Source organism: Nostoc sp. (assembly GCF_036917975.1).
In the GTDB taxonomy this organism is placed as follows: Bacteria; Cyanobacteriota; Cyanobacteriia; order Cyanobacteriales; family Nostocaceae; genus Nostoc.
Genome location: NZ_JBALEJ010000004.1, coordinates 68,646 through 93,919, shown reverse-complemented (window position 1 = coordinate 93,919; position 25,274 = coordinate 68,646). Strand labels below are relative to the sequence as shown.

Below are 25,274 nucleotides of genomic sequence, written 5' to 3'. Positions count from 1 at the left end.
CGTAAAAGTATAGAATCTTAACAAAGAGTAATATACAAGATATCATGAGGCAAAAACTATAGGAGGTAGCTGTGGCACGCACGATCCCGCTAGAGAAAGTACGCAACATTGGTATTGCGGCGCATATAGATGCGGGCAAAACAACAACAACAGAGAGAATATTATTTTACTCTGGGATAATTCATAAAATTGGCGAAGTTCACGAAGGAACTGCCGTCACAGACTGGATGGAGCAAGAGCGGGAACGGGGAATTACCATTACTGCTGCTGCGATCAGTACCAGTTGGAAAGATCATCAAATTAACATTATCGATACTCCGGGTCACGTAGACTTCACAATTGAAGTTGAGCGCTCCATGCGCGTGTTGGATGGTGTAATCGCAGTATTTTGTTCTGTGGGCGGCGTGCAACCGCAGTCTGAGACAGTGTGGCGGCAAGCAGAACGCTACAAAGTTCCTCGGATCGCCTTTATCAACAAGATGGATCGCACCGGAGCGAACTTTTATAAAGTTCACGAGCAAATTCGCGATCGCCTGCGGGCGAATGCGATCGCCATTCAATTACCAATTGGTAGTGAAAACGACTTCCGAGGTATTGTTGACCTAGTACGGCAACGTGCGTATATTTACGCTAATGACCAAGGAACCGATATTCAGGAAACTGATATCCCAGAAGAACTACAAGCGCAGGTAGACGAATTCCGCACCAAGCTCATAGAAGCTGCGGCAGAAACCGATGATGCTCTGATGGCTAAGTACTTCGATGGCGAAGAACTTACAGAACAGGAAGTTCGGACTGCCCTGCGTAAAGGCACAATTGCGGGGACAATTGTACCAGTACTTTGTGGTTCGGCATTCAAAAACAAAGGCGTGCAATTGATGCTGGATGCCGTTGTTGATTACCTGCCAGCGCCAAGTGAAGTACCGCCAATTCAAGGCTTACTGCCCAATGGCGATACTGTTGAGCGGCGGGCTGATGACAACGAACCCCTAGCAGCTCTGGCATTCAAGATTATGGCTGACCCTTACGGTCGCCTGACATTTGTTCGCGTTTATTCTGGTGTCCTGAAGAAGGGCAGCTACGTTCTCAACGCTAGTAAGAATAAAAAAGAACGGATTTCCCGCTTAGTTCTCATGAAAGCAGACGATCGGCAAGATGTCGATGAACTGCGAGCGGGTGATTTGGGAGCGGCTCTGGGATTGAAAGACACCTTGACAGGTGACACGCTCTGTGATGATGGAGCGCCAGTAATTCTGGAATCGCTATTCATTCCTGAGCCTGTAATCTCGGTAGCGGTTGAACCCAAAACCAAGAACGACATGGACAAGCTGTCCAAGGCTCTGCAATCTCTCTCAGAAGAAGACCCCACCTTCCGTGTCCGCGTCGATCCCGAAACAAACCAAACCGTGATCGCGGGGATGGGAGAGCTACACCTAGAAATTCTAGTAGACCGGATGTTACGAGAATTCAAGGTGGAAGCGAATGTAGGTGCGCCACAAGTAGCTTACCGAGAAACAATTCGGAAAGCTGTAAACAAAGTTGAGGGCAAATTCATCCGCCAAAGTGGTGGTAAAGGTCAATACGGTCACGTTGTGATCAATTTGGAGCCTGGAGAGCCTGGTACTGGCTTTGAGTTCGTTTCCAAAATTGCTGGCGGTTCAGTACCTAAAGAGTACGTTGGCCCCGCAGAACAAGGAATGAAAGAAAGCTGCGAATCCGGTGTTCTCGCTGGATATCCGTTGATTGACGTTAAAGCGACGCTAATTGATGGGTCATACCACGATGTAGACTCTTCAGAAATGGCTTTTAAAATCGCTGGTTCAATGGCGATGAAAGAGGCTGTGCTGAAAGCTTCACCCGTCCTCTTAGAGCCTATGATGAAAGTTGAGGTTGAAGTTCCTGAAGACTATATCGGGAACGTCATTGGCGACCTCATCGCCCGCCGGGGGCAAATTGAAAACCAAAGCACCGAACAGGGACTTGCTAAGGTCGCATCCAAAGTTCCACTGGCGACCATGTTTGGCTACGCCACTGATATCCGGTCAAAAACGCAAGGTCGGGGTATCTTCACGATGGAGTTCAGCCACTACGAAGAGGTGCCTCGCAGCGTAGCTGAAACTATCATTGCAAAAAGCAAAGGGAACGCTTAGTTAAAATAAGGAAATGAGCATTCATGGCACGCGCAAAGTTTGAAAGAAATAAACCCCACCTCAATATTGGTACTATTGGCCACGTTGACCACGGTAAAACCACGTTGACAGCAGCCATTACTATGACCTTGGCAGCTCTTGGTCAAGCTATAGCTAAAGGCTACGATCAAATCGATAACGCGCCAGAAGAAAAGGCACGGGGTATTACCATCAATACCGCTCACGTTGAGTATGAAACCGAAAATCGGCACTATGCTCACGTAGACTGTCCAGGCCACGCTGACTATGTGAAGAACATGATCACCGGCGCGGCTCAGATGGATGGTGGCATCCTCGTAGTAGCTGCTACGGATGGGCCTATGCCCCAGACCCGCGAACACATTCTGTTAGCAAAACAGGTGGGTGTTCCCAGTCTGGTTGTATTCTTGAACAAAGAAGACTTAATGGATGACCCAGAACTCTTGGAACTAGTAGAACTAGAACTAAGAGAACTGTTAACCAGCTATGATTTCCCTGGCGATGATATCCCCATTATCAAAGGCTCTGGTCTGCAAGCTCTCGAAGCAATGACCAAGAATCCTAAGACCAAAAGAGGTGAAAATCCTTGGGTAGACAAAATCTACGAATTGATGGATGCTGTGGATTCTTTCATCCCCACTCCTGAGCGGGATGTTGATAAGCCCTTCCTGATGGCTGTAGAAGACGTGTTCACCATCACAGGTCGTGGTACTGTGGCGACTGGACGGATTGAACGCGGGAAAGTTAAGGTTGGCGATACTGTCGAGCTAATTGGTCTGAGAGACACTCGTAGTACCGCCGTCACCGGAATTGAGATGTTCAAGAAGAGCCTCGAAGAAGGTCTGGCTGGAGATAATGCAGGTGTACTACTGCGTGGTCTTAAAAAAGAAGATATTGAGCGCGGTATGGTGATAGCCAAACCAGGCTCAATTACACCTCACACTCAATTTGAAGGGGAAGTGTACGTCCTCACAGAAAAAGAAGGTGGCCGTAAGACTCCATTTTTCGCTGGCTACCGTCCCCAGTTCTATGTACGGACAACCGATGTAACTGGTACTATCAAAGGCTACACCTCAGATGAAGGTAAAGAAGTAGAAATGGTGATGCCAGGCGATCGCATTAAAGTAACAGTAGAATTGATCAACGCGATCGCTATTGAACAAGGAATGCGCTTCGCTATTCGCGAAGGTGGTCGCACCATCGGTGCTGGTGTTGTCTCCAAAATTTTGAAGTAGCACCTTTTTGCTCATAATGAAGGAGCAGAGATGGTATTTATTGTGCCTCTCTGCTCCTTTCTCTTCCCTTAATTAATTTTAGATTTTGGATTTTAGATTTTGGATTAAATCTAAAATCTAAAATCTAGAATCTAAAATCTCTAGAACCTGGAAAATTAAAGATGGCAACTCTACAGCAGCAGAAGATTAGAATTCGCTTACAAGCCTTTGACAGGCGCTTATTAGATACATCTTGCGAGAAGATTGTAGACACAGCTAACCGCACCAACGCTACAGCTATAGGCCCAATTCCTTTACCAACAAAACGCCGAATCTATTGTGTGCTGCGATCGCCTCACGTAGATAAAGATTCACGGGAACATTTTGAAACCCGTACTCATCGCCGGATTATTGACATTTACCAGCCCTCTTCTAAGACTATTGATGCCCTGATGAAATTGGATCTACCATCGGGTGTGGATATAGAAGTCAAACTTTAATTTAGTCATTAGTCATTGGTCATTGGTCATTGGTCATTTGTCATTGGCAAAGGACAAGGGACGAAGGACAAAAGACAAATGACATTAGTATGAATATTTAGACAGCCCTGAAGAAATATATCTCAGGGCTTTTCTTTAGCTAGGGAACAAATGATAGAATGTAGACAAAATGCGGGAAAAGCAGAGAAAAATTATTTTTTAAGATTAAGTTTATACCAAAGTAACAATGACATCATCTTCTAAAATTGCAGTTCGCGAATTACCTCTGTTCCCATTACCCGAAGTAGTTCTGTTTCCTACCAGGCCATTACCTCTGCACATCTTTGAATTTCGCTACCGAATCATGATGAACACGATTTTGGAGAGCGATCGCAGGTTCGGGGTTTTGATGTTCGATCCAGTCAAAGGTACAATTGCAAACACTGGTTGCTGTGCTGAAATCATTCATCACCAGCGGCTACCAGATGATCGGATCAAGATGATGACTTTAGGGCAGCAAAGATTTCGTGTATTAGAGTATGTTCGTGAAAAGCCATACCGCGTTGGTTTAGTGGAGTGGATTGAAGACCAACCACCAACTAAAGATTTGCGACCTTTATCTTCTGAAGTAGAACAACTGCTGCGAGATGTTGTGCGTCTGTCAGCCAAGTTAACCGAACAAAATATCGAACTGCCAGAAGATTTACCCGATCTCCCAACAGAGCTATCTTATTGGGTAGCTAGTAACCTTTATGGTGTCGCCGCAGAGCAGCAGTTATTGCTAGAAATGCAAGATACTGTAACTCGTCTAGAGCGGGAAGCAGAAATTTTAACCTCTACTCGGAATCACTTGGCAGCTCGCGCTGTTCTCAAAGATACATTTAGTGAAAAGTAGAGACGCGATTAATAGCGTCTCTACAGGAGTTAGGAAGAAATAACAAAAACTAAAAGATTGATAACTTATAATGTATAGTTCCTAACTGATAACAGATAACTCCTAACTTCTCAATTAACGGCGCTGATCGGCAAAACATTGTAAGCGCCAAGAATTTTTAAAACCTCTGTGTGGATAGTTAATTCTGCTAAAGCAGATTGCATTTGTGCTTCCTTGGCATCCGCTTCTAAATCCATGAAAAACAAGTATTCGCCTAGCGATCGCTTCGTCGGACGAGATTCAATCCGGCTGAGATTAATTCCTAGTTGAGCAAATATTTGCAAAGGTTTGACTAATGCTCCAGGTGTGTTGGCAGGCATACTAAAAGCCAACGATGTATGACTGGTACGCGTTGTTGATGCCCTGTATCTGGCGTCCGCTTCACCCTGACTTACTACCCAAAAACGAGTAAAGTTTTCTGGATTGTCGTTGATACCACTAGCAAGTATCGGCAAGTTGTAGAGTTTAGCGGCTCTACTAGAAGCGATCGCTGCTATTGTCGGATCTTGTTCCAATAGCTCCAGTGCCTCGGTTGTTGAATTGCTGGAAATAATTTGTACAGTTGGGAGAAACCGCTCTAACCATCCCTGACATTGTGCCAAAGCTTGTGGGTGAGAATAAATAGTTTTAATGCTATCTAAATTAGGCGCACAAGAAATTAATGTATGGGCAATAGGTAATACTAAAGCCAACTGAATTCGCAAACTGTCTAACTGCCAAAGTGTATCCAGTGTTGTGGTGACACTCCCTTCAATAGAATTTTCCACTGGCACAACAGCGAAGTGGGCATGACCATCGGCAACCGCGTGCAGTGATTGGGAGATGGTGGGATAGGGGCATAAGCATAATGTAGCTTCAACTCCCATACTTGTGCCCAGCCAGTTGACATAAAAAACAGCTGCTTGTTCTGTGTAAGTGCCGGGGGGTCCTAAATGTGCGATCGATATAGTCATGCCTTTAGCCTTGAGTTAAGAGTTTCACTGTCAAATTTATGGGCAACTTTTTCATTAAATCCCTCTGAAGATTTAAGATAAATTATATTAGTTTCTACAATTTTGCCTACATATTTATAGCCTTTTGTCAATGCTTAATTTTTAATCTAGACTTTCTGAAAATGAAGATAATAAATAATAACGAGCGTAACAACTTTTTGCTAATAATGTATAGCTAATAAGCAACTATAATTTTCATAGTGAATAAACTATATACTTTTCTGTAATTAGATATAATTTGTTAAAAAATATTAAAATTAAGAAGAAAGATACTTTTACCCGCTCATGGCTACCCGGTTTACTGCCTCCCAATCGGTTGAAATCGCTGTTCCAGAGCAGCCTATTCCCATTCAGCACTACTTACGTCAGCCTCAACGCCTAGTTAAGGCTTTAGTTGACAATAGCCGGATTCAGCAGCTTTCTGAGGAGGTATTTCGCTTGAAAATGCGTCCGCTTACTTTTATGTCACTGAGTATTCAACCTACCGTAGACATGAGAGTATGGGCAGAATCAAATGGAATAATTTATTTGCGATCGCTAGGCTGTGAAATTCTGGGTTTTGAGTATATTAACCAGCGCTTTGCTCTCAATTTAAAAGGGCATTTGTCTCCCCAAGAGTTTAGCACTGGCACTCGCCTGCAAGGAAGGGCTGATTTAGAAGTGCTGGTGGATTTCCCACCGCCATTTTCCTTTACTCCTAAGCCGATTTTAGAAGCTACTGGCAATGGTTTGCTTAAAAGCGTGCTGTTGTCAGTCAAGCAACGATTATTAAATCAACTTTTGGCGGATTATCGCTACTGGGTGATATCACAAACCAAAGATAGAGGAGTTGACGGCGATAGTACTGAATTACCAATCCTGAATGCTGAGTAATTATTTCATCACTCAGCATTTGGTAGTTTGATTTGGCAAGGACGAAAAGACTGACGATGTAGGGGCGAAGACCCATATTGTTGCAAAGCCAGCAAATGGCGCTGGCTACCATAACCCTTATTACTTTCTAGATTGTACATAGGGTATTTTAATGCCAGACGCATTACCAGTTCGTCACGCCAAACCTTAGCAACAATACTAGCAGAGGCAATAGCGAGCGATCGCTCGTCTCCTTTAACTATTGTTTGTTGCGGCACTAGCAAATCTTTGATTGACTGATTTCCGTCAATCAAGCAGATTGCAGGCTGTACCTTTAACTTCAGCACAGCCCGCTTCATTGCTAACAGCGTTGCTTGCAAAATATTTATTTTGTCAATTTCGGCAGTAGAAGCAAACCCAATTTTCCAGTCTACAGCTAGCTCACAAATTTGTTGTGCTAGCTGAGTTCTCCGAGAACTAGACAACTTTTTACTGTCTTTAATTTTAGCTGCTATCAGTATTGGCAAAGCATGATCCGGTAGGATCACTGCTGCCGCTACCACAGGGCCAAATAAAGCGCCTCGCCCTACTTCATCCACACCTGCAACCAACCCTGCAATCCCTGACAAGGTAGAAAATTCTAGCCAAATGGATTTTTCCAAAGGCGTTGGCGATGTTTCTACCATAAAGCAAATTAATTATCCTCGAGCGCTGAGGAACGACGGCGACGGCGACGGTTGGCAGTAGCGCTGCTATTGGCTTCGCTTTCATCTGCGATCTCTTTGGCTGCGGCTTTGGCAGACAAGCGTCCCGAAGGATTCGTAGTCAACTCCGATGTTTCAGTTGTCTCTTCGATTAAAGATTTTGGTTCTGGCTCAATAACTTTTGGTGTCGGTATTTTGCTTGCAGTTATTTCAGGTGTTGCCTTTTGGGCAATAGTGATTATTTCAGGTGTTGCTTTTTGGACAATAGTGGTTATTTCAGGTGTTGCTTTTTGGACAATAGTTGATTCTGAAGTTGATTCAATTGGGGTCGTTGGCAATTGACCAGGCTGAATCACATTAATAATTACAGACTTGGTATTTTTAACCTCTTGTTCTAGCTTCACCAAAGGAGATATTCCCATCAAGGCAAATATATCCTGTTCTTGGAGGCTCATTTCTACAGTTCTAATCTCCGGTGGTTCTACCACTGGCTTAACTGGTTCTGCCTTGATAATTTTAGTGCGCTCTACTCTTTCACTCCAACCTGGTTTACCAAGGGTGGGGGAGGGAATTTCTGGTGCAACTCCTAGTTCTGGTTCTACATCCAGGTCTAAATCTGGCTCGTTGACAAAAGCTAGCGGATTGGGAATAACCCGAGCTTCATCTTTCCCATTTAACCCATTGACACCAATTCGACTGCGGCGAGTCCGGGTACGACGTTTATCATTAAGTTCTTGATAACTAGGATGATTGATCAGATTTAGGTTGCTCAATTCTGAGTCGCCGTCAAATGCTTCCCCAAATCCATCGTAGGTTTCTCGTGGTTCTGGAGTACGGGCAGATGGCTGACGTGGTTCTCGGTGAGGTAAGGATACAAAACGCTCGCGCTCTGGTGTATCTGCTGGTATTGGTAATCGGTTTTCGATTTCTCCAGGGAGACGTACAGTATGTCCTAAACCGCCACAGGTAGGACAAGTTTCACCAAACAATTCGTAAATATTTTGACCCTGACGTTTGCGGGTCAGTTCTACTAAACCTAGTTCGGTGAGTTGGGCAATCTGGGGACGAGCTTTGTCTGCTTTGAGTGCTTTATTAAAGTGTTCGAGAACTTGTAGTTGGTCGCGTCGCGATTCCATATCGATAAAATCAACGACGATCACCCCGGCGATATTCCGCAGACGCAACTGGCGAGCAATTTCTGTTGCAGCTTCACAGTTTGTCCACAAAACTGTTTCTCTAGCTGTTGCCGATCGCGTAAAGGAACCTGAGTTAACATCAATTACGGTTAATGCCTCTGTCGGCTCGATGATGATGTAGCCTCCAGAAGGTAGGTCTACTCTCGGTTTGAGAGCTTCTCGAATGGCAGCAGTGATCCGGAAGTATTCTAAAATTGGGGAGCGATCGCGATGATGGTCAATCAACAATCCCTGCGGTGTTTGACCGCCACTCCAATTTTGCAAGTACTGTTTGACGCGCTTCAAACCAGTACTAGAATCTACGACAATCCGATTGACATCTGCGCCATACATATCTCGCAATACGCGCTGAATAAAGTCATCGTCCCGGTTGAGCAGTGCTGGAGCGCGGGTAGAATGGGCTTCCTGCTGAATGGCTTCCCATTGCTTTTGCAGCAACTCCAAATCTTCCATAATCGCTTCTTCGGGTTTGCCTTCGGCTTCTGTACGCACGAGCAAACCCATTCCTGCCGGTTTGACCAAAATCGCTAATGCTCGCAAGCGGTTGCGTTCACTTTCACTTTTAATCCGTCGGGATAAATTTACGCCCCGACCATAGGGCATCAGTACTACATAGCGTCCAGGTAAAGTTATATTACCCGTGAGCCTGGGTCCTTTTGTCCCCGTTGGCTCTTTCATTACTTGCACCAAAACTTTCTGCTGTGGTGCAAGTAGTTCTGTAATTGCTGCTGCGGTACGCTTCAGCTTCAATGGCCCTAAGTCAGTGACATGAATAAAACCGTTACGCTCTGGATCGCCAATATTGACAAAAGCCGCATCTATCCCAGGTAATACGTTTTCTACTACTCCTAAGTAGATATCACCTATTTGATGATGACCTGTAGCAACAACGAGTTCCTGTATTTGATCTTCAGAAAAAACCGCAGCAATTTGGTGCTGCTCCGCGATGATAATTTGTTTCGGCATTCAATTTCCTCAAAAATTGGCAGCACTTATAGGTTTGAGGTTTGTTGTATCAAGTCCGGTTAATTACTTCTAATTCCAAACTCCCCGCGTCTGGGCGTCAGTTTTAATTATTAGTGTTTTCTCGGTTTGATATTGTACTTTTGCTGCCCTCACAACCCTCAAAAGGCGCTACTGGTAATAAAAATCGCAAATCTGAGCTTCTAAGTTAAATAGCTATTGGCGCTCTTAAGAGCGTTTCCACGGCTGATTATTCCAGAACTGCTGCATATCGTTTAAGCAATTAAATCAACCGTCCGTAGTTGATCTGTAATACAATACCCTCAAATCTTGAGAGTTCTGAGTTGAAAGTTTTAAATCCTGAGCGAGCATTTGAACTCAGGATGCTTCATTGAGAGTAACCTACTGAATTCGTTAAAACAAGTCGCAAGTCGCAAGTCGCAAGTAAGTTTTGTGACGGGGATTTAGACCCCGACCCAAAAATTGCCGGTTATTGAACCGGGGGACTTAAACCCACGGAATTCGTTAAGAAAAAGAAACTATTTCTATTTTCCATTCCCTGGATTTCTCTTAGGGTTATACTCAGCAGCGCCAGTTGCTAACCTGCCTTGAGCTGCTCTAGCCTAAGACAAGCCGCGCTTTGCGCCTCTGTGAAAGTCTACAAGTCGGCATAGCCGATAGCAGTTGCTTTAACTCTAAAAAAGTAATGCACTAGCTCTTGGGCACTACATGGATTAGACATTCAGCAGTTGTTTAAAAAGCATGGATTTAGAGAAGCTAACTGAGCCTGCTGTTAGTTACTGATTCACAAGGTAGCTATAGAGAGAGTGTGCATTCTTAAATCTGCTTTTTGTTTGTCTAGAATAAAATCCTAGAAATTGCACTCTAAATATCTTTGCTTTCGCCCCCTGAATACCAGGGTAGTGAACCAGCTAATTCAATGCAGCGCCAGAAAATTTCTCTTCACCCTATTCTAACGCAACCTTGCTAAAAATCAATTCATATTACCTGCCATGTCAGGACAACTACTAGCAAGTTGCCTTACAGGGATTATACCCCTAAAATTAGCCGATTGCGGTGGATGTGCAGGAGTTGAAATTCTACATTCGCCACTGCTTCTAGCATAAACAGGATTTGTTCGGGACGCAACAGCAAACCGTCCTGGCGATAGCTACCTAGATAACGGATTACAGATGACATGGATTCTGCAATGCAATTGTAGTTTTCTACTAATTCCAATTCAAACAAGCGATCGCGCAGATTTATTAACTGGCTCTTGCCTGATTTAGTTGTTTGCTCGTACCAAAGTTCCTCTTTTGCTTTGATTATATCAATCCAGTTTTGCCATTGTATGGGTGTTGTTTCTTGAAGTGCTGCTACAGTAATCAGATACTCTGCGGACTCTAGCAGTTGGGTAGCGGCACTAGCTTTTAAATCTATCTGCTCCACATTATATATTGGTATATCTGTGGGCATTTCACAAGCCAACTTTTCTCGGAAAGTATCAACTTCCACTGGCACAGTTAACTCAAAATCTGCAATTTCACTGCTGCTAGTAGCTCCTAGAGCCAAAGCAGTTGCTAGAGAAATCCGTGGCATTGGGTGAAACCCGCCAGTAAAAGCAATTGGTAAGCCTGCTCGCCGCACAACTCGGTCAAATAGACGGATTAAATCAAGATGGCTGATCAAAGCCATATTACCTTGTTTCCCAAACCAAACTCGCAGTCTTTGCGCCTTAGTTGTGTTGGGGACAAATTCGCCAGCAAATTTTGGGATCGCGGGTGATTCAATCACCACGTTATGTCCAAAATCAGTGCCACAGACGCCACAATGAGAACAACCTTCAAAAGAGCAGTCGGGTACAATTGCAGCTTCTAGAGCGCGTTGCAAGTCTTCTTGAAGCCACTTTTTATTAATCCCGGTATCGATATGATCCCAGGGGAGGGGAATATCGAGGGAGTGGGGAAGGTGGGGCCCCCTCTGGGGATAAGGGGTAATGGAGATTGGGGAGTGAGGAGTGAGGAGTGAGGAGTTAGGAGTTAGGAATTGGGTATTTTCCACATCTCCCGATCTTTTCTGCTCTTGTACATGAAACAAATTCCATTCGCCATTTTCGACTTGGCGGTATTTCCAATCTAAATCGGCTTGGGCGATCGCAATCTCCCAAGCACTAAAAGCTTGATCTAAATTTTCATACCAGGAATCCATTCCAGCACCCAATTCCCAAGCGCGGCGGATTACTTTGCCCAAATTGCGATCGCCTCGTCCCACAAAATCTTCCATTGCCGAAATGCGGACATCGGTAAAATTTACCTTCACTGCCTTGATTCGGCGGAATTCTTGACGCAACAGGTTTTGTTTTCGCTTAAATTCAGAGGTAGAAACTGAGTGCCACTGGAATGGTGTATGGGGCTTGGGTGTAAAGTTGGAAATTGTCAGGTTAAAGTTTAGGGGTTTTCTGCCTTTGCCTCGACATTCTCGCTGTAGCCAGCTTACTGTTTCGGCGATGCCCACAACGTCGGCATCCGTCTCACCCGGCAAGCCAATCATAAAATACAACTTTATTTTATCCCAACCTTGCTCCCAGGCGGTTTTCACCCCCCGCAATAATTCTTCATTTGTCAACCCTTTATTTACAATATCTCGCATTCGCTGAGTACCAGCCTCTGGAGCAAAAGTCAGTCCACCTTGGCGCGTACCTCCAAGGATGTTGGCAATATTTTCATCAAATCTGTCTACCCGTTGGCTTGGTAGAGTCAGAGAAATGTTTTCATTTTTTAAGCGATTTTTGATTTCCATCCCCACTGCTGGTAGGGATAAATAATCAGAGCAACTCAGAGATAATAGGGAAAACTCATTGTAACCAGTTGCCCGCATACCTTGTTCAATTGCTTCTACAACCTGATCGGGTTCTACATCCCGTGCTGGTCGAGTCAGCATTCCTGGTTGGCAGAAGCGACAGCCACGAGTGCAACCACGCCGAATCTCAATGGTTAAACGGTCATGCACCGTTTCTACATAGGGAACTAACCCAATAGAATATGCTGGTATGGGAGTTGCAACCCTTCGCAGAATTCGTTTTGGGACATCTGGGCGATGAGGATGAACTGAGCCATCCTCTGCCATATCGTAAAATTGAGGCACGTATACACCTGGTATCTGTGCCAAGTCAAGTAACAGATGTTCCCGACTTAATCCTGCTTGCTTGCCTTCTTCCAAGACTAAACCAATTTCTGGCAGCAGTTCTTCTCCATCTCCAAGGGCGAAAAAGTCGAAGAAATCAGCATAAGGCTCAGGATTTGATGTTGCTGTTTGCCCACCAGCGAAAATCAATGGAAACGAAGACTGGGTATCACTAAATTCTCCCCTGCTCCCCTGCCTCTCTCGCCACGTCAAGGGAATTCCAGCCAAATCCAACATTTCGAGGATATTAGTTGCACCCAGTTCGTAACTGAGGCTAAAGCCCAAAATGTCGAATTCTGTTAGCGATCGCTTTGACTCTACCGCAAACAATGGCGTATTAGTTTCGCGTAGTTTGGCTGCCAGGTCTTGTCCTGGGAGGTAGGCGCGATCGCACAATTGACGCGGTTGGGCATTCAAAATGTTATAGAGGATAATGTGCCCTAAATTAGATGCACCGACTTCATACACTTCTGGGTAGGTTAAAACCCAATGTATTGCTGTCCTATCCCAAGCTTTGTGTATTGCTAATAGCTCGTTACCCAGGTAACGAGCTGGTTTGGAAATACCCGATTTTATTAATTTTTCAACTGCAACAACCACTGTGCTATCTTCTAGCTACCTTAATTACAGCTACCCAAACCCAACCTTAGCATTGAATTAGGACTTCTAACAGAGTTTGTCGTTGCAACTTACAATTCCTTTACATTAAAGTCTACTTCTTGTCCTAAACTTTGTACTTTTACATCAAAGTTCTGTTTGGCTAAATGCAGCTTCACCGTCTAAGATTTCAAATACCCTATCAAGTTGCGTCAGTTCAAAAATAATTCTAATTGGTGGAGCAACGGCGCAAAGTCGGCAACTTCGTCCTAAAGTAAGAGCCAGCTTGTGTGTAGATAACAATGCCATCAACCCTGCGCTGTCTAAGGATTCTACTGCTGCGAGGTCTACTACTAAGATGGAAATACCATTTTGTGCCAACGCGGTGGTCATATCTCGTTCAAATTCCAAGGCATTTGCAGCATTCAAAGACCCTTGGGGGCGAATAACTGCAATCTTGGGATAGTAAAGCACTGCCTGCATAGTTACATCCTATTAAGAATTTTGAAGCGTCAAGCTAAGGATTATTTGAACATAAACTCTATTTTGTTGCATCGACCATACGTCTTACCTCTCTTTGCTGAATCTTTATTGCTTTGGTATCTCTGTTTAAAGATTGTTATAATTCCAGCTTAAAATGTGTTTATATATACTTTTTTTTTATCTCAGTTCAAAAACAATCAACTATAGACGGTCATAGAGCAGACAAATCATCAGTAACTATGCTGAGAAATCTTGCTTAGTCTATAACTAAAGCTAATTTAGCCAAGTCTTAACGTTAGGTTAAATCTTTCACTTTAGCGTTGCTGATGGCATACGGCAAAGCCAAAGCGAATTATCTATCCAACTAATTAAACTGTGATATATATCACTAGTAAGTTAGTATTTGGGGCACTCTTCATACTTAGGCTAATCTGAAATGATTAGTATCATATTACAGTTTGGTTATTACTTATGAGAACTCAGTACGCTATTCGTAAATTGGTAGAAAAAGCTCTTGACATAAAAAAACTCACCCCTGAGATAGAAAATGAAATAAACTCAGAACTGACAGAACTTGGTTATATTTCTGATGTTGATTACGAAGCCCTCGAATTATTAATGGCAGAGATGGATGCTGGCAGAATTCAGTTAGTTCCTAGCCTGGGATATTAGAATAATTCGTAATGACGCTCTCTAGGAGACGCTAAAGGCGTAGCTTGCTTCCCTATAGGGGTAGCGGACTCGCTAACTTAATTAAGTTTTGTAACACTGTTTTGCCCAATGCCCCGTACTCTAATCCTCAATCCCCAATCCCTCTTGATACGCTTGCCACAGTTGGTGAATAAACTGATTTAGTTGCTGCTTTGCGGCTGAATCTGATTCAGTTTTTGGTTCTTTTGCTAAAACTTGGCTCAAGAAGGTAATTACTTCTGTGTCTAATGCTGGACAAAATAAATTGGCAGGCCAAAGCAGGTCAGACGCATCTCGTAAATCGGTAATTAGAGGTGATTCTTGAATGAAAGTGACCATTAATAAAGGACGCACCCAGCATAACTGACGGGAAACTACAAATTGAATGACTTCTGCATACAGATTCCTGTCGCCATGTTTTAAAGACACAATTTGTCCTGGTTGAAGAAATTCTAGGCTGATGTCCATCATTATGCAGTTTGGGCAGGGGCAAGGATTATTTTGCAACTTCCTTAATCTTAAAAGTGAAAATGCGTTAACTTTAAGGAAGGCTTCTGTAAGATTAGGGTAACACTGTTACGGCAGCCATGTCTAAGACATATATCTTACAAGTGGCTACACAAGACTAATACGACCAATCCTTGGCAGTAAAGGGTTTTCCTAGCATAGTATCTGAGCAGAAATACTATAGAATAGGTGAAATACTGTTGAGCGATCGCAAAACAGAGACTTTGTTGTAGTGAAGTAACGAGAAAAGAGCAAAGAGCCGTGTCAGTTGAAACCATTGAAAAGCCTTCCACAACCCGCAAGCTCGCGCCTCGGTATCGCGTTTTGCTCCATAACGACGACTACAACTCGATGGAGCATGTTGTGCAGTCACTAATAACGACTGTGCCAAGTCTTACGCAACCCCAGGCTGTGAGCATTATGATGGAAGCCCATACTAACGGGCTAGCTTTAGTGATTACTTGTGCCCTGGAACACGCTGAGTTTTATTGCGAAACATTGATAAGTCATGGTTTAAGTAGCACGATTGAACCTGATGAATAGTCATTAGTCATTAGTCATTGGTCATTAGTTGAAGTATAGAGTATTGGCTGGTGACTTACATTGGTATGAAAGAAAACCTTGTCCGTTTAGCTGAACGCCCTGCCCCTATTAGGCTGGGTTGTTTTATTTTGACTTTATTGTTGCTATGGTTGCCATTAGCTGCACCAATATACTTACTAGTGCATAATTCAAACTTAGAAAGTATATTGACATTGGTATTGTTATATGTAGTGTTTATTTTGCTCCTGAGACTATGGGGTAAATATGTCTACAAACAGCCCCAAATTCTACGGCATTATGGCTTAGAATTCACGCGACAAAATGGTGTGGATTTAATAAGTGGCTTGGCTATAGGGATAATTAATATTCTGATACTTTTTGGTGTAGAAAGTTTGTTGGGTTGGTTGATGTGGCAACAACCGAAAGTTTTCTTGCTGAAAGTTGTTTTAGAGGGTTCACTTGTTGGCTTAGGTGTTGGATTTGCTGAGGAATTGTTATTCCGAGGCTGGTTGCTAGATGAGTTACAACGAGATTACAGTCTGCGTGTGGCACTGTGGACAGATGCAACTGCCTTTGCTACATTGCACTTTATTAAACCCTTGGAAGCAATTATTCATACACTGCCGCAATTTCCAGCTTTAGTACTGCTGGGGTTAACGCAAGTGTGGGGAAAGCATTGGCGGAGGGGACGCTTAGGTTTTCCAATTGGTTTGCATGGTGGTTTGGTTTGGGGTTACTACATTATTAATGTTGGGGAATTAGTGAAATATTCGGATCAAGTTCCTGATTGGGTAACTGGTGTGAATAATAATCCCCTGCAAGGAGTGATGGGGGTGTTGTTAATGAGTGTACTAGCTTTGTGGGTACGGGCAAGGACTGAGCGATCGCCTCTCTGATAAGATCAGCACTGGCTTACATACACACTTACCATTTGTGGAACCCACAGAAGAGCAATACTTAGTAATAAATGCCCTAGAAGCTCTAAATTTACTTGTTTGGAGATTATATGATGAAGACACAGGGTATTGGCACATTCAAACTCCTAGCACTGTTTTACCCTTGGCAACGATACTGGGATACAAAATCTGCCTCCAGTTCTTTGAACTGTTCCCATTGTCGATTGGCGATCGCGGTCAACATGGGAATGATTGCACTAATTGAGACTTGGGCGCCGACGGGTGTCATTCTGGGTAGTTCTCAAAAATACAAAGTAGTAAAATGCTCCAATAAGACAACGAAAGTATATTAACGATTTAACTGCTCATAAATCGCAAGTACGAATGTCACCAAATGGTATTAACACTAGATAGTTGAATTTTGCTATCTCGACTAATCACTGGCACTCCTAGATATAAGGCTGTAGCAGCAATAATGCGATCGGGTAAATCTGGTACTTGTGAGCGATTCACTAAGCGCAAAGCTTCAGCTATGTGCCTATTAAAAGGAACTTCAAGCAGTACAGCATCACTTGTGTCAACAGATGCAAGCAGACGTTCAAGTGTTAGTGGAGAAATACGCCCTTTCTCACTCAAGTAGACAATTTCGGCTAGCGTAATGGAGGAGAAAGCAACTTGATCTCCAGAAGATGCTATTTGGGCTATAGTATTTTGGGCAGTTGTTGATAATCGTGAATCGCCAAAAATATACCAAATGACTGCATGAGTGTCAGCTACAGCACGCAGCATCAAATATCCTCCCGTGGAAAGTTAGCCCATTCTTCACTACGAGCTACATCAATTTCCTCTGTGGAAGGTGCGTTTCCTAAATCAGCACAGAGTCCCCATAAGGATTGTCGGGGAAAGTTAGAGAGTTTATCTGTTAATTCGCGTTCTATATCAGGAGCAATTTGCTGGATCAAACGTACTTTGTCCACAGTTGAAAGCTGCTTTGCTAGTCTGATAACTTCTTTTAGGCTCACAAATTTTCACCTGCTTCATCTGCAAAAATTTTAACAATAGCCAAGTATACTGGGCTTTTTGGTGCAATCTTTACGCAAGCGTCTCAACCACTGTCCCCACCAAACATGCTTTATTCAAATTAACGCCGCTCAAATTTGCACCTTCTAATTCTGCACAGAGTAAATTCGCTCCCGTCAAATTCGCCCCTGCCAAATTCGCCCCCCGCAAGTCGGCTTCTTCTAGGTTTGCTTCACTCAACAAAGCCCCTTGCAAATCGGCGCGACTCAAGTCTGCACCTTTGAGATTTGCCCCAGTGAGGTTTGCACCACGCAAGTCAGCACCGCGTAAGTCAACGCCTTGCAAGTTCACGTTCATCAAATTGGCACCACTCAAGAAAGCACCCACCAATGACACATCACTGAGTCTTGCTCCCATCAAGTTAGCGCCGCGCAAATTGCTACCGCGCAAGTCAGCGCCCGTTAAATCTGCTTGCATCAGGTTTGCTCCCATGAGATTCGCCCGCAAGTCAGTTTCTTGGAGGTTGGCTCCCATTAAATTCGCCCCCTCTAAATGCCCACCTTCGAGTTTAGAACCAGCAAAATTAGCACCTACAAGGGTAGCACCAGCAAGATTAATCCGGCTTAAATCCAGTCGGGAGAGTTCCTCGTCTTCTAAATTTGCCCCTGGAAGTTGTTTGAGTTTTCCTAATCTAATGGCTTCAATATTCATGTAAAGTAACTACCAATCTCTTCACTGATCTTGCTGTGGCTATCCCATTGGGAATCAAGTATCCAGATGCCGGCGCTGAATTTGGGTGTCATCAGGGGTAAGTCGAGTCCCTGTTGTAAACCCATAACTAACAAAACTAGGGTATCTACAAGTTTAGGGTCAAAGCGAGTAGATTCTTGCTGTTTGCACTCATCTAAAGCTTGAGTAAATATCTGTTCCCGGCTTTGATTTGACAATTTTCGCTGATTGACTCGCCACTGAAAGTCTGCCAATAATGCCAAAATTCTTGACTCTAGGGGAATTTCATCTCCAGCTAAACCTGCTGGTTCCCCTAAACCATTCCACCACTCGGTTTGGTGAGTGATAATTTGGGCAACGGCTCGCAGTCGTGGCATGGTTCGTAACACTTGCGCCCCTGGTATTAAAGGACAACTGGGGGCATCTTCTTGGTAGCGTGTGGGTATATTACCAGAAGTCAGGACACTTTCGGCATTTTGTAATGGATCTATGCGATGTAACAAAGCTGCTAGCCGCAATCTCTTAATTTGCCATGCGGGAAGATCCAAAAGCTGGGCGATCGCTTCCGCAAGTACTACTACTTCCGCAGCTGCCATTGGATTGTTGACATCTGCCATATCCATCAGTTGCGCCATTCGCAAAAAGGCTTGGATTTCGTTAGAAACCAAGTTGCGATCTAGGGTTTGTTTCTGAAGGGCTGTAGGGATGGATAAATTATCTTGTCCAGTCTGGAGATAATCTACTACACGGGAGACAACTGCACCTAAATTTTGGGATCTGTCCATTGATGGTACAATTTGCTGTTTATTGCCTGTGAGTTTTTCCGCCAGTTCTGGGTTGTATTTTTGGATGTGAGCGATCGCAATTTCTGCTGTCTCTTGCACTAACTCTGGCTCAAATGTCCATAAACCATAGAATTTACGCTCTAAGTCCGATGTCGGCACTCCAGTACTGCCATAATCTGCCTCTGATAATTCTTGACAAATTACCATTGCTGTGTATTTAGGTGACAAGATAATTAAGTGCCACTCTTGCGCCACTGAATCAACTGGATTTAATGCCACTAAGTCTACATTGGGTAGCTGACTGGTAGGATGTTCAGCAAAGCCAGATTCAGCGGCAGCCAGGATGGCAATTTGGCAACTACGCTGGGCGATGTCTGCATATCGTTCAGCTTCTTGTAGATACCATTTTCCTTGTTGAAAGGCTGCGATCACCAAGGGTGTACCGTCGTCGGTTAAGATATGGTCTTCTAGGGCATGGCACAGGGCAACTAGGGTATTTTTGTAGTAAACACCGAATCGAATTGGCCTGGTGGTGTGGCGGTGGGCTGTTTCTAGCTGTTGTAGGATTGAACCTTCTAACATGGTTTGGAATTTTATGAAAACGAACCGCAGAGGCGCAGAGGACACAGAGGAGGAGAGGGGGAGATTCAGAATTCGTGTTTTTTAGGATACACTTGCTAACTGTTTTTCTTTCGTCTCTAATGGTGCTGTGAGTGCTGCTTCTAAGTCGGCACAACCCAGTTTTTCTTCTAAGATTTTCATGACTTCGCGCCCGAAGTCGTTGGGGTTTTGTTGCCAAGCTTGCAAGCAGACTTCTCCAAAGAATGAACCAAGGGGTTCGGGATTCCAGAGAAGTTTTTTGGCTGTCCACGGCATCAAGCTCATTGGATCGTACCCTGGTTTGAGGATGCCTTCTTTGAAAGCGTATTCTTCTAAATGGGTATGGGGTTGTAGTCCAATAAAGAAGATGGCAGGTTCGACTTTATCAGCACCAAAAATCCGTTCTAGTTCGCGGTGGTAAGCGATGGTTTGGCGGATGGTTTCGGGACGTTCGTCAATGACGTTAAAGGAGTAGTTAACGGAAACTACGTCGTTGAAACCAGCAGCTTTTAAGTCACGGCAGTTTTGCAAGACGGTTCGCAGGTTGTAACCCATCCGCATTTTCCGCACGAGTTCTTGAGAACCACTGGTAATGCCGATTTCAAAGTAGTTCATCCCGGTTTTCGCCATCAAGTCACACAACTCTGGTGTCAAATTGTCAGCTCTGATATATGCTGCCCAGTGGATATCTGTCATACCAGAATCGACGATTTTTTGCAAGAGTTCTACGGCATCGGCGATAAATTTTTTCGCGGGGATAAATTGGGCATCGGTAAACCAGAAGTTACGAATGCCGCGATCGTATAATTGGCGCATCTCCGCAACGACTTCATCGGCTGGGTTGATGCGTACTTGTTTGCCTTCAACAACCGTATAGACGCAATAACAACAGTTGTGAGGACAACCACGCTTAGTTTGTACACCTATATAAAAGTCTTGTTCTTGCAGGTAATAGTTAAATTCCGGCCAGATGCTTTCGATATAGTCGTAGTTACAAGCTGTTTTTTCTATTGGGGTGGGTTGTTCGTGAATTAGCCGTTGCCGTGGTTGAGTTTCTCCGGCAACGTAACAGCGTTCATCTCGAAAATCTCTGCCACTTAAAAGTTTTTCCAGCAGGGTTTCGCCTTCACCGACAGAAATAATTGCCCCTTGGGGTAAGCTTTTACCCAATTGTTCGTAAAATACGCTGACTGCACCACCACCGACAACTACACGCGCATCAGAGTTATACTTTTGGGCACGTTTTAAACCGCGTTTGATTAAGCCCTGGTTTTGCCACAACTCCACATAGTAAGCGGTGAAGATACGCAAACCGCCCAATCCACCGCGTAGTTTCAATAGAGGATTTTTGGCGTAGTAAAATTCAAAGGCGTTTTGCAGAGGGTTGCCACCACGTCCGCCAACTGGGGCATAAATTTGAATATCCCGCCAAGAAAATACTAGTAGTGTTGGTTTAAATTCATCAATACAGCGATCCAAAGCCGAACTGTAATCTAAAGGTGGTACTGTTCCTAAATCAAAGATGCGCTGTTCAATATCAGGAAACTGCTTGTGGACATGATCGCTCAGGTAGACAACCCCAATAGGAAAGATGGGGTTACAAGGAAGGCGAACGTAAAGAATTCGATTTTCCATCATCTGTGTTTGGACTTCCATCTTGCCAATCTGTGGAGAAAGCGAGAGAAACATTCAGTTTTAAAGTGTGTGCTTGTTTTATCTGGTTTTATTTATCAAATCGCGCTTGACATTTTAGCTAATTATTGGTAATCGAAAGCTGCTATTAGCAACTGCGGGAAACGCTAAAATTGCTGTGCATAAAACATACATGGAATCTATGGAGAGCTTTATGAAGACATTTTTTCATATAGCTTTACCATAACATTGAGTTTATTCATTAAGCGATGATCCCAGATGATTAATCCTGGGATACATGAAACAGCAAAACTCACTTCCTGGCTATGGGAAAGGCAAGGGGATCATCGTTATGTCAATTCCCTAACAATCTGCCTAAAGAAAATTCAAGCTTTTATCGAACAGAATTCAGTAGTCAGGAGTCAGAATTCAGAATGAATTTTGACCGAAAAAGCGGATAGCGCAGCGTAAAGCCTGCGGCATGGCTTCGCTTAGAGCGAGTATTTTCGAGTCGTGTCTTGATTCTGACTCCTGTTAGCGGTAGCGGGGCGTTTAGCCCATTCTGACTCCTGAATTCTTCTTCAAACCAGGAAAAAATATCAAAGACTTTTATCTATAGTTTATAATTCCGAAAAAGGTGTAAATAATTACAAAATTTTCATAACTGAAAATATATCTTTAGACAGAAATAATCTACAAAGGCTCAGTTGGTATTCGCAGTTACAACAACTGGGGATCAGTGAGTGCTAGGCTTGGCTAGTGTAATGTAAAATTGTGGCGTAAAGCTCCTCAGCAGTTATGGCTCAAATATTAGATCCTCTACCACCTGAGCAATCAGGAAAAATTCTCTGCTGCTACATTAATGCCACGAGCAAAATACAGGTAGCTCGCATCTGCAATATTCCCAACTGGTATTTTGAAAGGGTTGTTTTCCCTGGACAACGTTTAGTTTTTGAAGCTCCGCGAAAAGGTCAAGTGGAGATTCACACAGGGATGATGGCAAGTGCAATTTTATCCGATAAGATTCCGTGCGATCGCCTAATGCTCGAAGAACCCAGTAATTATGAGTTTAATACAGACTCATCAGATGGAAAAGACCCTATTAATACCAAATTAATGGTGCAGCAAATTAATACAAAAATCGGAGATACTACAAAACCCTTGCAAATCCTTGGTTTAGCATAGGTTGATTAAAAAAAAGAATTTTACTAAATTTCCGGGTTGCTAATTCAGCAGCCTTTTTTATTTATTGGGGATTGGGGATTGGGGAAGAGGAGGCAGGATGCAGAAGTTTTTGAATTTTGAATTGATTTCTCCCCTACTCCCTCATGCTCCTCACCTCCCCCGAAACTCTCTCCTGCTATTGCCAATTTCCGACTAAAACATAAGGTGCCCAATAATAAGGATGAGGTGGTAAATTCTGCAACTCCTGAAAAGGTGGATTCAGTTTCAAAGATTCTAACAGTGATAGTTGGGCATTCTTCAGAGCATCTGCTTGTTTACTCCCTGGCTTTTTCAGGTCTTGGTAAAATTGACCCATAAATTTAGCGGTAGAAGCATCACCTACAGGCCAAAGAGTGGCAAGGGTACTGCGTGCGCCTGAACGAACAGCCATCCCTGCCAAGCCTAAGACAGCTCGTTCATCACCAGTAGCAGTTTCACAGGCACTCAGCACCAATAATTCTACAGGTGTGCCTGGTTCTCTGAGCAAAGCACTCAACTCCTTAATACTGATACTTTTCCCATCCCCTGTAATAATAAAATTCTTCAGGGGATTAGAACTAAATAGCCCATGAGTTGCTAGGTGGATTACAGGAAAATTTGATTTCAACTGTTTTTGAATCGTTTTGACAGTAAACTCTTGATTGAGCAGCTTTTGGGAAGCAGGGAAAGTTTGTTTAATTTGGTCTAATTCCTTGGGAACATTAACCAGTGCGGCAAAAAATTCTCCTTGTACCTTCATTTGCTCGCTAACTCCAGCAGCTAAGACCTTAAGTTGTTTCCTTTGCAATTGTTTAGGAGCGAGCAATTGTAGGCTGGGAACCAGGGCAAGGCTATATTTTTCAATGAGATAGTTTTGTCCATCGTAGAGCGCAGCTATTGGCACTCTCTGCAATCTCCCATTTAGTACAAACACTAAACTTTTGATTTCCTTGGGATCTAGCTGTATATCGAAAGGTTTAATTAGCCAGTTATAAACTTCTCCAAAGATTGGTAAAAGTGTCTGAAGATTTTCCTTTAATTCTTTGGGGTTTGGGTTAGAAGTCGAGAGAATATTTCTTGCAGAGTTATTGATACTAACGTTGTCTAAATTATCGTAAAGCCGATCTAGAGTCTCATTAACTTCCTGTTCGCTGATCGGAATTACTACTTCCTCTAAGGGTTTTCCTGATACGGAAAGGATAACTTCTAAACGATCTGGTAAAACAATCGGATAAATTACAGCTGCATTAGCATCAATATTATCAATTTGCAACGCGACATCTGCTGTTTCAGAACAGGGGTCTTGAAAAAAGTTATCTAGTTCTGCTAATTGCAGAGATTCTATCACCTGGCGGGCAAATTCTAGGCGTTTTTGAGACTTTTTGATTTCCGACTTTTCCTGTTTAATATTAGGATTAGTCACTAGTAGGGAATTTAATTCATTGTCACTCAAATTTGATTTCAACAGCAAATCTGCTAATTCTAAATATACAGGTTTGACTTCTTGGAGAAAGTCAAACTGGACATCTTGATTGTTGGCGTTTAAATCACTGCGTAGGGATTGCAGAGTATTAAAGGCGGCGGTGTAAGCTGCGATCGCTCCTTTGATATCTCCCTGTTTCCGTAGTAAACTTCCTAACTGAGATTGCCAAAGATAAGTAATTTCCCTAGCATCACCACTGATATTTTGTTCTTGAGCGAACATCAATGCTTGTTGTGTCAGTTTGGTTGCCTGATCTAACTGCCCTTGTTTATGATAAAGTTTGCCCAAATACCCTAGAGCGTAGGTTTCGGTTCGTTTATCCTGTAGAGTCCGTGACTGTTGTAGTGCATTTTTTAATAAAGGTTCAACGTTATTTATTTGGGCGCTTTGCATCAAAGAATCAGCAAAGTTAATCTGGGCATAGATGGCAGCACGACTGGGAGTAAGAGTAGTCAGGTTAGGTAGAATTTGATTTTGCAATGCTTGAGCATCTTGGCTCAACTGCAACTCTAACCCAGAGATAAAATCTTTTCCCCGTTGAATTAATTTAGCTTCCGAAAATCTTGACCAAGAAGTAATCCGGCGTTGCGTCTGTTCACCCCACCATCTTTTCATCTCCAGTAATAGCTGGAAGTGATTTAGTTGTGCCTGAACTTTCGGCAGTGGTGGGGCTGATGTTACCTTTGCTGCTTGAATGTAGTAATAAACAGCTTGCTCGTAGGGCGCTAGAGCATCCAAGAGAGATTTGCGATCGATAATTTCTGTGATTGCATCATAGTCCCAGCGATCGCGGATTTGGTTGCCTAAGATCCGTCCGGTATTGCCTAAACTCACTAGGACTGAGCTTTTTTCCGGCGATTCGGGAGTTGATGACAGACTTAACTGCAAGATTTCTTGCGACTTTTGTAATAACCCTTGTCTGCGTAAGACATCACCAAGGCTGTGCAAGCCAATCGCTTGAGTTAATGTCAGGGAATCACTCTTTTGAGTCAGGGTTTTCTGGAATTGCTCGATTTGGGTTTGGCTACAGTTGGGGTTTTTAATCGCAAAAGCTTCGAGTAAAGTATTGCAAGCTTTGGGGTACAATCCTAAATCTTGCAAAGCCTGGGATTTGTTGATCAGACTCTTAGTCATTCCGTCGCGATCGCCCACTTGTTCATAAGCCTCAGCCGCCGCTTGCCATAATTTTGCTGCTGCTTCTAATTCTCCGGCATTGTACCGTTGTTCACCTTCTTTTGCTAATGCTAAAGGACTAGCAGCATTAGGATGTAAATTGGGGAGATTTGACCAAGCTGGCACAGTTAAACTAGATAACAATCCCAATAAGGCTGAAAGGATAAAAATTAATAGGCGACGGTACTTTTTATAAATCATACAATTTTGGATTTTGGATTTTAGATTGACTCCATGCCCCATACAAT

The 25,274-nt window shown here is 43.4% G+C and carries 22 protein-coding genes; 9 read left to right on the top strand and 13 right to left on the bottom strand.

Annotated elements, in window-relative coordinates; translation table 11 throughout:
* Positions 1–71: 71 nt before the first annotated feature.
* From fusA to V7K76_RS01190, 4 genes are all read left to right on the top strand, one after another.
* A complete protein-coding gene (fusA, locus tag V7K76_RS01205) occupies positions 72–2,150 on the top strand; it encodes an elongation factor G (protein WP_334779438.1) in 2,079 nt (692 codons plus the stop codon).
* A 23-nt stretch (positions 2,151–2,173) separates the two neighbouring features.
* Positions 2,174–3,403 (top strand): elongation factor Tu, encoded by a 1,230-nt coding sequence (tuf, locus tag V7K76_RS01200; RefSeq protein WP_334779439.1) that lies wholly within the window; start codon positions 2,174–2,176, stop codon positions 3,401–3,403.
* 161 nt (positions 3,404–3,564) lie between these two features.
* Positions 3,565–3,882, top strand: a complete 318-nt coding sequence (rpsJ, locus tag V7K76_RS01195; RefSeq protein ID WP_008232935.1) for a 30S ribosomal protein S10 — start codon at positions 3,565–3,567, stop codon at positions 3,880–3,882.
* 226 nt (positions 3,883–4,108) lie between these two features.
* Positions 4,109–4,756, top strand: coding sequence for an LON peptidase substrate-binding domain-containing protein (locus V7K76_RS01190; protein ID WP_099099764.1), 648 nt, complete (start codon positions 4,109–4,111; stop codon positions 4,754–4,756).
* A 110-nt stretch (positions 4,757–4,866) separates the two neighbouring features.
* Here the strand turns inward: V7K76_RS01190 and pheA are convergent, their stop codons facing one another.
* Positions 4,867–5,748, bottom strand: coding sequence for a prephenate dehydratase (pheA, locus tag V7K76_RS01185; RefSeq protein WP_334779440.1), 882 nt, complete (start codon positions 5,746–5,748; stop codon positions 4,867–4,869).
* A 324-nt stretch (positions 5,749–6,072) separates the two neighbouring features.
* Between pheA and V7K76_RS01180 the strand changes: the two genes are divergently transcribed.
* Positions 6,073–6,660: a DUF1997 domain-containing protein gene (locus V7K76_RS01180; RefSeq protein ID WP_334779441.1), complete on the top strand. Its 588-nt coding sequence runs from the start codon at positions 6,073–6,075 to the stop codon at positions 6,658–6,660.
* Positions 6,661–6,668: 8 nt separating this feature from the next.
* On the opposite strand, the gene V7K76_RS01175 is transcribed toward V7K76_RS01180, so the two are convergent.
* From V7K76_RS01175 to V7K76_RS01160, 4 genes are all read right to left on the bottom strand, one after another.
* A complete protein-coding gene (locus V7K76_RS01175; RefSeq protein WP_334779442.1) occupies positions 6,669–7,325 on the bottom strand; it encodes a ribonuclease HII in 657 nt (218 codons plus the stop codon).
* An 8-nt stretch (positions 7,326–7,333) separates the two neighbouring features.
* Complete coding sequence (locus V7K76_RS01170) at positions 7,334–9,505, bottom strand: Rne/Rng family ribonuclease (protein WP_334779443.1); 2,172 nt, start codon at positions 9,503–9,505, stop codon at positions 7,334–7,336.
* A 1,047-nt stretch (positions 9,506–10,552) separates the two neighbouring features.
* Positions 10,553–13,285 (bottom strand): TIGR03960 family B12-binding radical SAM protein, encoded by a 2,733-nt coding sequence (locus V7K76_RS01165; RefSeq protein ID WP_334952257.1) that lies wholly within the window; start codon positions 13,283–13,285, stop codon positions 10,553–10,555.
* Positions 13,286–13,429: 144 nt separating this feature from the next.
* Positions 13,430–13,765, bottom strand: coding sequence for an STAS domain-containing protein (locus tag V7K76_RS01160; protein WP_334779446.1), 336 nt, complete (start codon positions 13,763–13,765; stop codon positions 13,430–13,432).
* Positions 13,766–14,236: 471 nt separating this feature from the next.
* Between V7K76_RS01160 and V7K76_RS01155 the strand changes: the two genes are divergently transcribed.
* Positions 14,237–14,437 carry a hypothetical protein gene (locus V7K76_RS01155; RefSeq protein ID WP_179067590.1) on the top strand — a complete coding sequence of 67 codons (201 nt, stop codon included), beginning with the start codon at positions 14,237–14,239 and terminating at the stop codon, positions 14,435–14,437.
* A 120-nt stretch (positions 14,438–14,557) separates the two neighbouring features.
* Here the strand turns inward: V7K76_RS01155 and V7K76_RS01150 are convergent, their stop codons facing one another.
* The gene (locus V7K76_RS01150; RefSeq protein WP_334779525.1) at positions 14,558–14,923 is read right to left on the bottom strand and encodes a hypothetical protein; all 366 of its coding nucleotides are present in this window, start codon (positions 14,921–14,923) and stop codon (positions 14,558–14,560) included.
* Between the two features lie 300 nt (positions 14,924–15,223).
* Between V7K76_RS01150 and clpS the strand changes: the two genes are divergently transcribed.
* Complete coding sequence (gene clpS, locus V7K76_RS01145) at positions 15,224–15,505, top strand: ATP-dependent Clp protease adapter ClpS (protein WP_334779447.1); 282 nt, start codon at positions 15,224–15,226, stop codon at positions 15,503–15,505.
* Between the two features lie 65 nt (positions 15,506–15,570).
* Complete coding sequence (locus tag V7K76_RS01140) at positions 15,571–16,401, top strand: CPBP family intramembrane glutamic endopeptidase (RefSeq protein ID WP_334779448.1); 831 nt, start codon at positions 15,571–15,573, stop codon at positions 16,399–16,401.
* A 157-nt stretch (positions 16,402–16,558) separates the two neighbouring features.
* Here V7K76_RS01140 and V7K76_RS01135 read toward each other — a convergent pair whose 3' ends face one another.
* The 6 genes from V7K76_RS01135 to V7K76_RS01110 form a co-directional block, all read right to left on the bottom strand.
* Complete coding sequence (locus V7K76_RS01135; RefSeq protein WP_335029640.1) at positions 16,559–16,690, bottom strand: hypothetical protein; 132 nt, start codon at positions 16,688–16,690, stop codon at positions 16,559–16,561.
* A gap of 98 nt (positions 16,691–16,788) precedes the next feature.
* Entirely contained in the window at positions 16,789–17,190 is a 402-nt protein-coding gene (locus V7K76_RS01130; protein WP_334779450.1) for a type II toxin-antitoxin system VapC family toxin, read from the bottom strand.
* On the bottom strand, positions 17,190–17,423 hold the full coding sequence (locus tag V7K76_RS01125; protein WP_334779451.1) for a hypothetical protein: 234 nt from the start codon (positions 17,421–17,423) through the stop codon (positions 17,190–17,192). Before V7K76_RS01125 ends, V7K76_RS01130 begins: the two co-directional genes overlap by 1 nt.
* 70 nt (positions 17,424–17,493) lie before the next feature.
* Complete coding sequence (locus V7K76_RS01120) at positions 17,494–18,132, bottom strand: pentapeptide repeat-containing protein (protein ID WP_265273570.1); 639 nt, start codon at positions 18,130–18,132, stop codon at positions 17,494–17,496.
* Positions 18,129–19,517, bottom strand: a complete 1,389-nt coding sequence (locus V7K76_RS01115; RefSeq protein WP_334779452.1) for a DICT sensory domain-containing protein — start codon at positions 19,515–19,517, stop codon at positions 18,129–18,131. The genes V7K76_RS01120 and V7K76_RS01115 overlap by 4 nt, the downstream gene beginning before the upstream one ends.
* 81 nt (positions 19,518–19,598) lie before the next feature.
* Positions 19,599–21,191 carry a photosystem II high light acclimation radical SAM protein gene (locus V7K76_RS01110; RefSeq protein WP_334779527.1) on the bottom strand — a complete coding sequence of 531 codons (1,593 nt, stop codon included), beginning with the start codon at positions 21,189–21,191 and terminating at the stop codon, positions 19,599–19,601.
* A gap of 774 nt (positions 21,192–21,965) precedes the next feature.
* Here V7K76_RS01110 and V7K76_RS01105 point away from each other — a divergent pair.
* Complete coding sequence (locus V7K76_RS01105) at positions 21,966–22,352, top strand: DUF1830 domain-containing protein (protein ID WP_334779453.1); 387 nt, start codon at positions 21,966–21,968, stop codon at positions 22,350–22,352.
* Positions 22,353–22,527: 175 nt separating this feature from the next.
* On the opposite strand, the gene V7K76_RS01100 is transcribed toward V7K76_RS01105, so the two are convergent.
* Positions 22,528–25,227 carry a CHAT domain-containing protein gene (locus V7K76_RS01100; protein WP_334779454.1) on the bottom strand — a complete coding sequence of 900 codons (2,700 nt, stop codon included), beginning with the start codon at positions 25,225–25,227 and terminating at the stop codon, positions 22,528–22,530.
* Between the last annotated feature and the right edge of the window lie 47 nt (positions 25,228–25,274).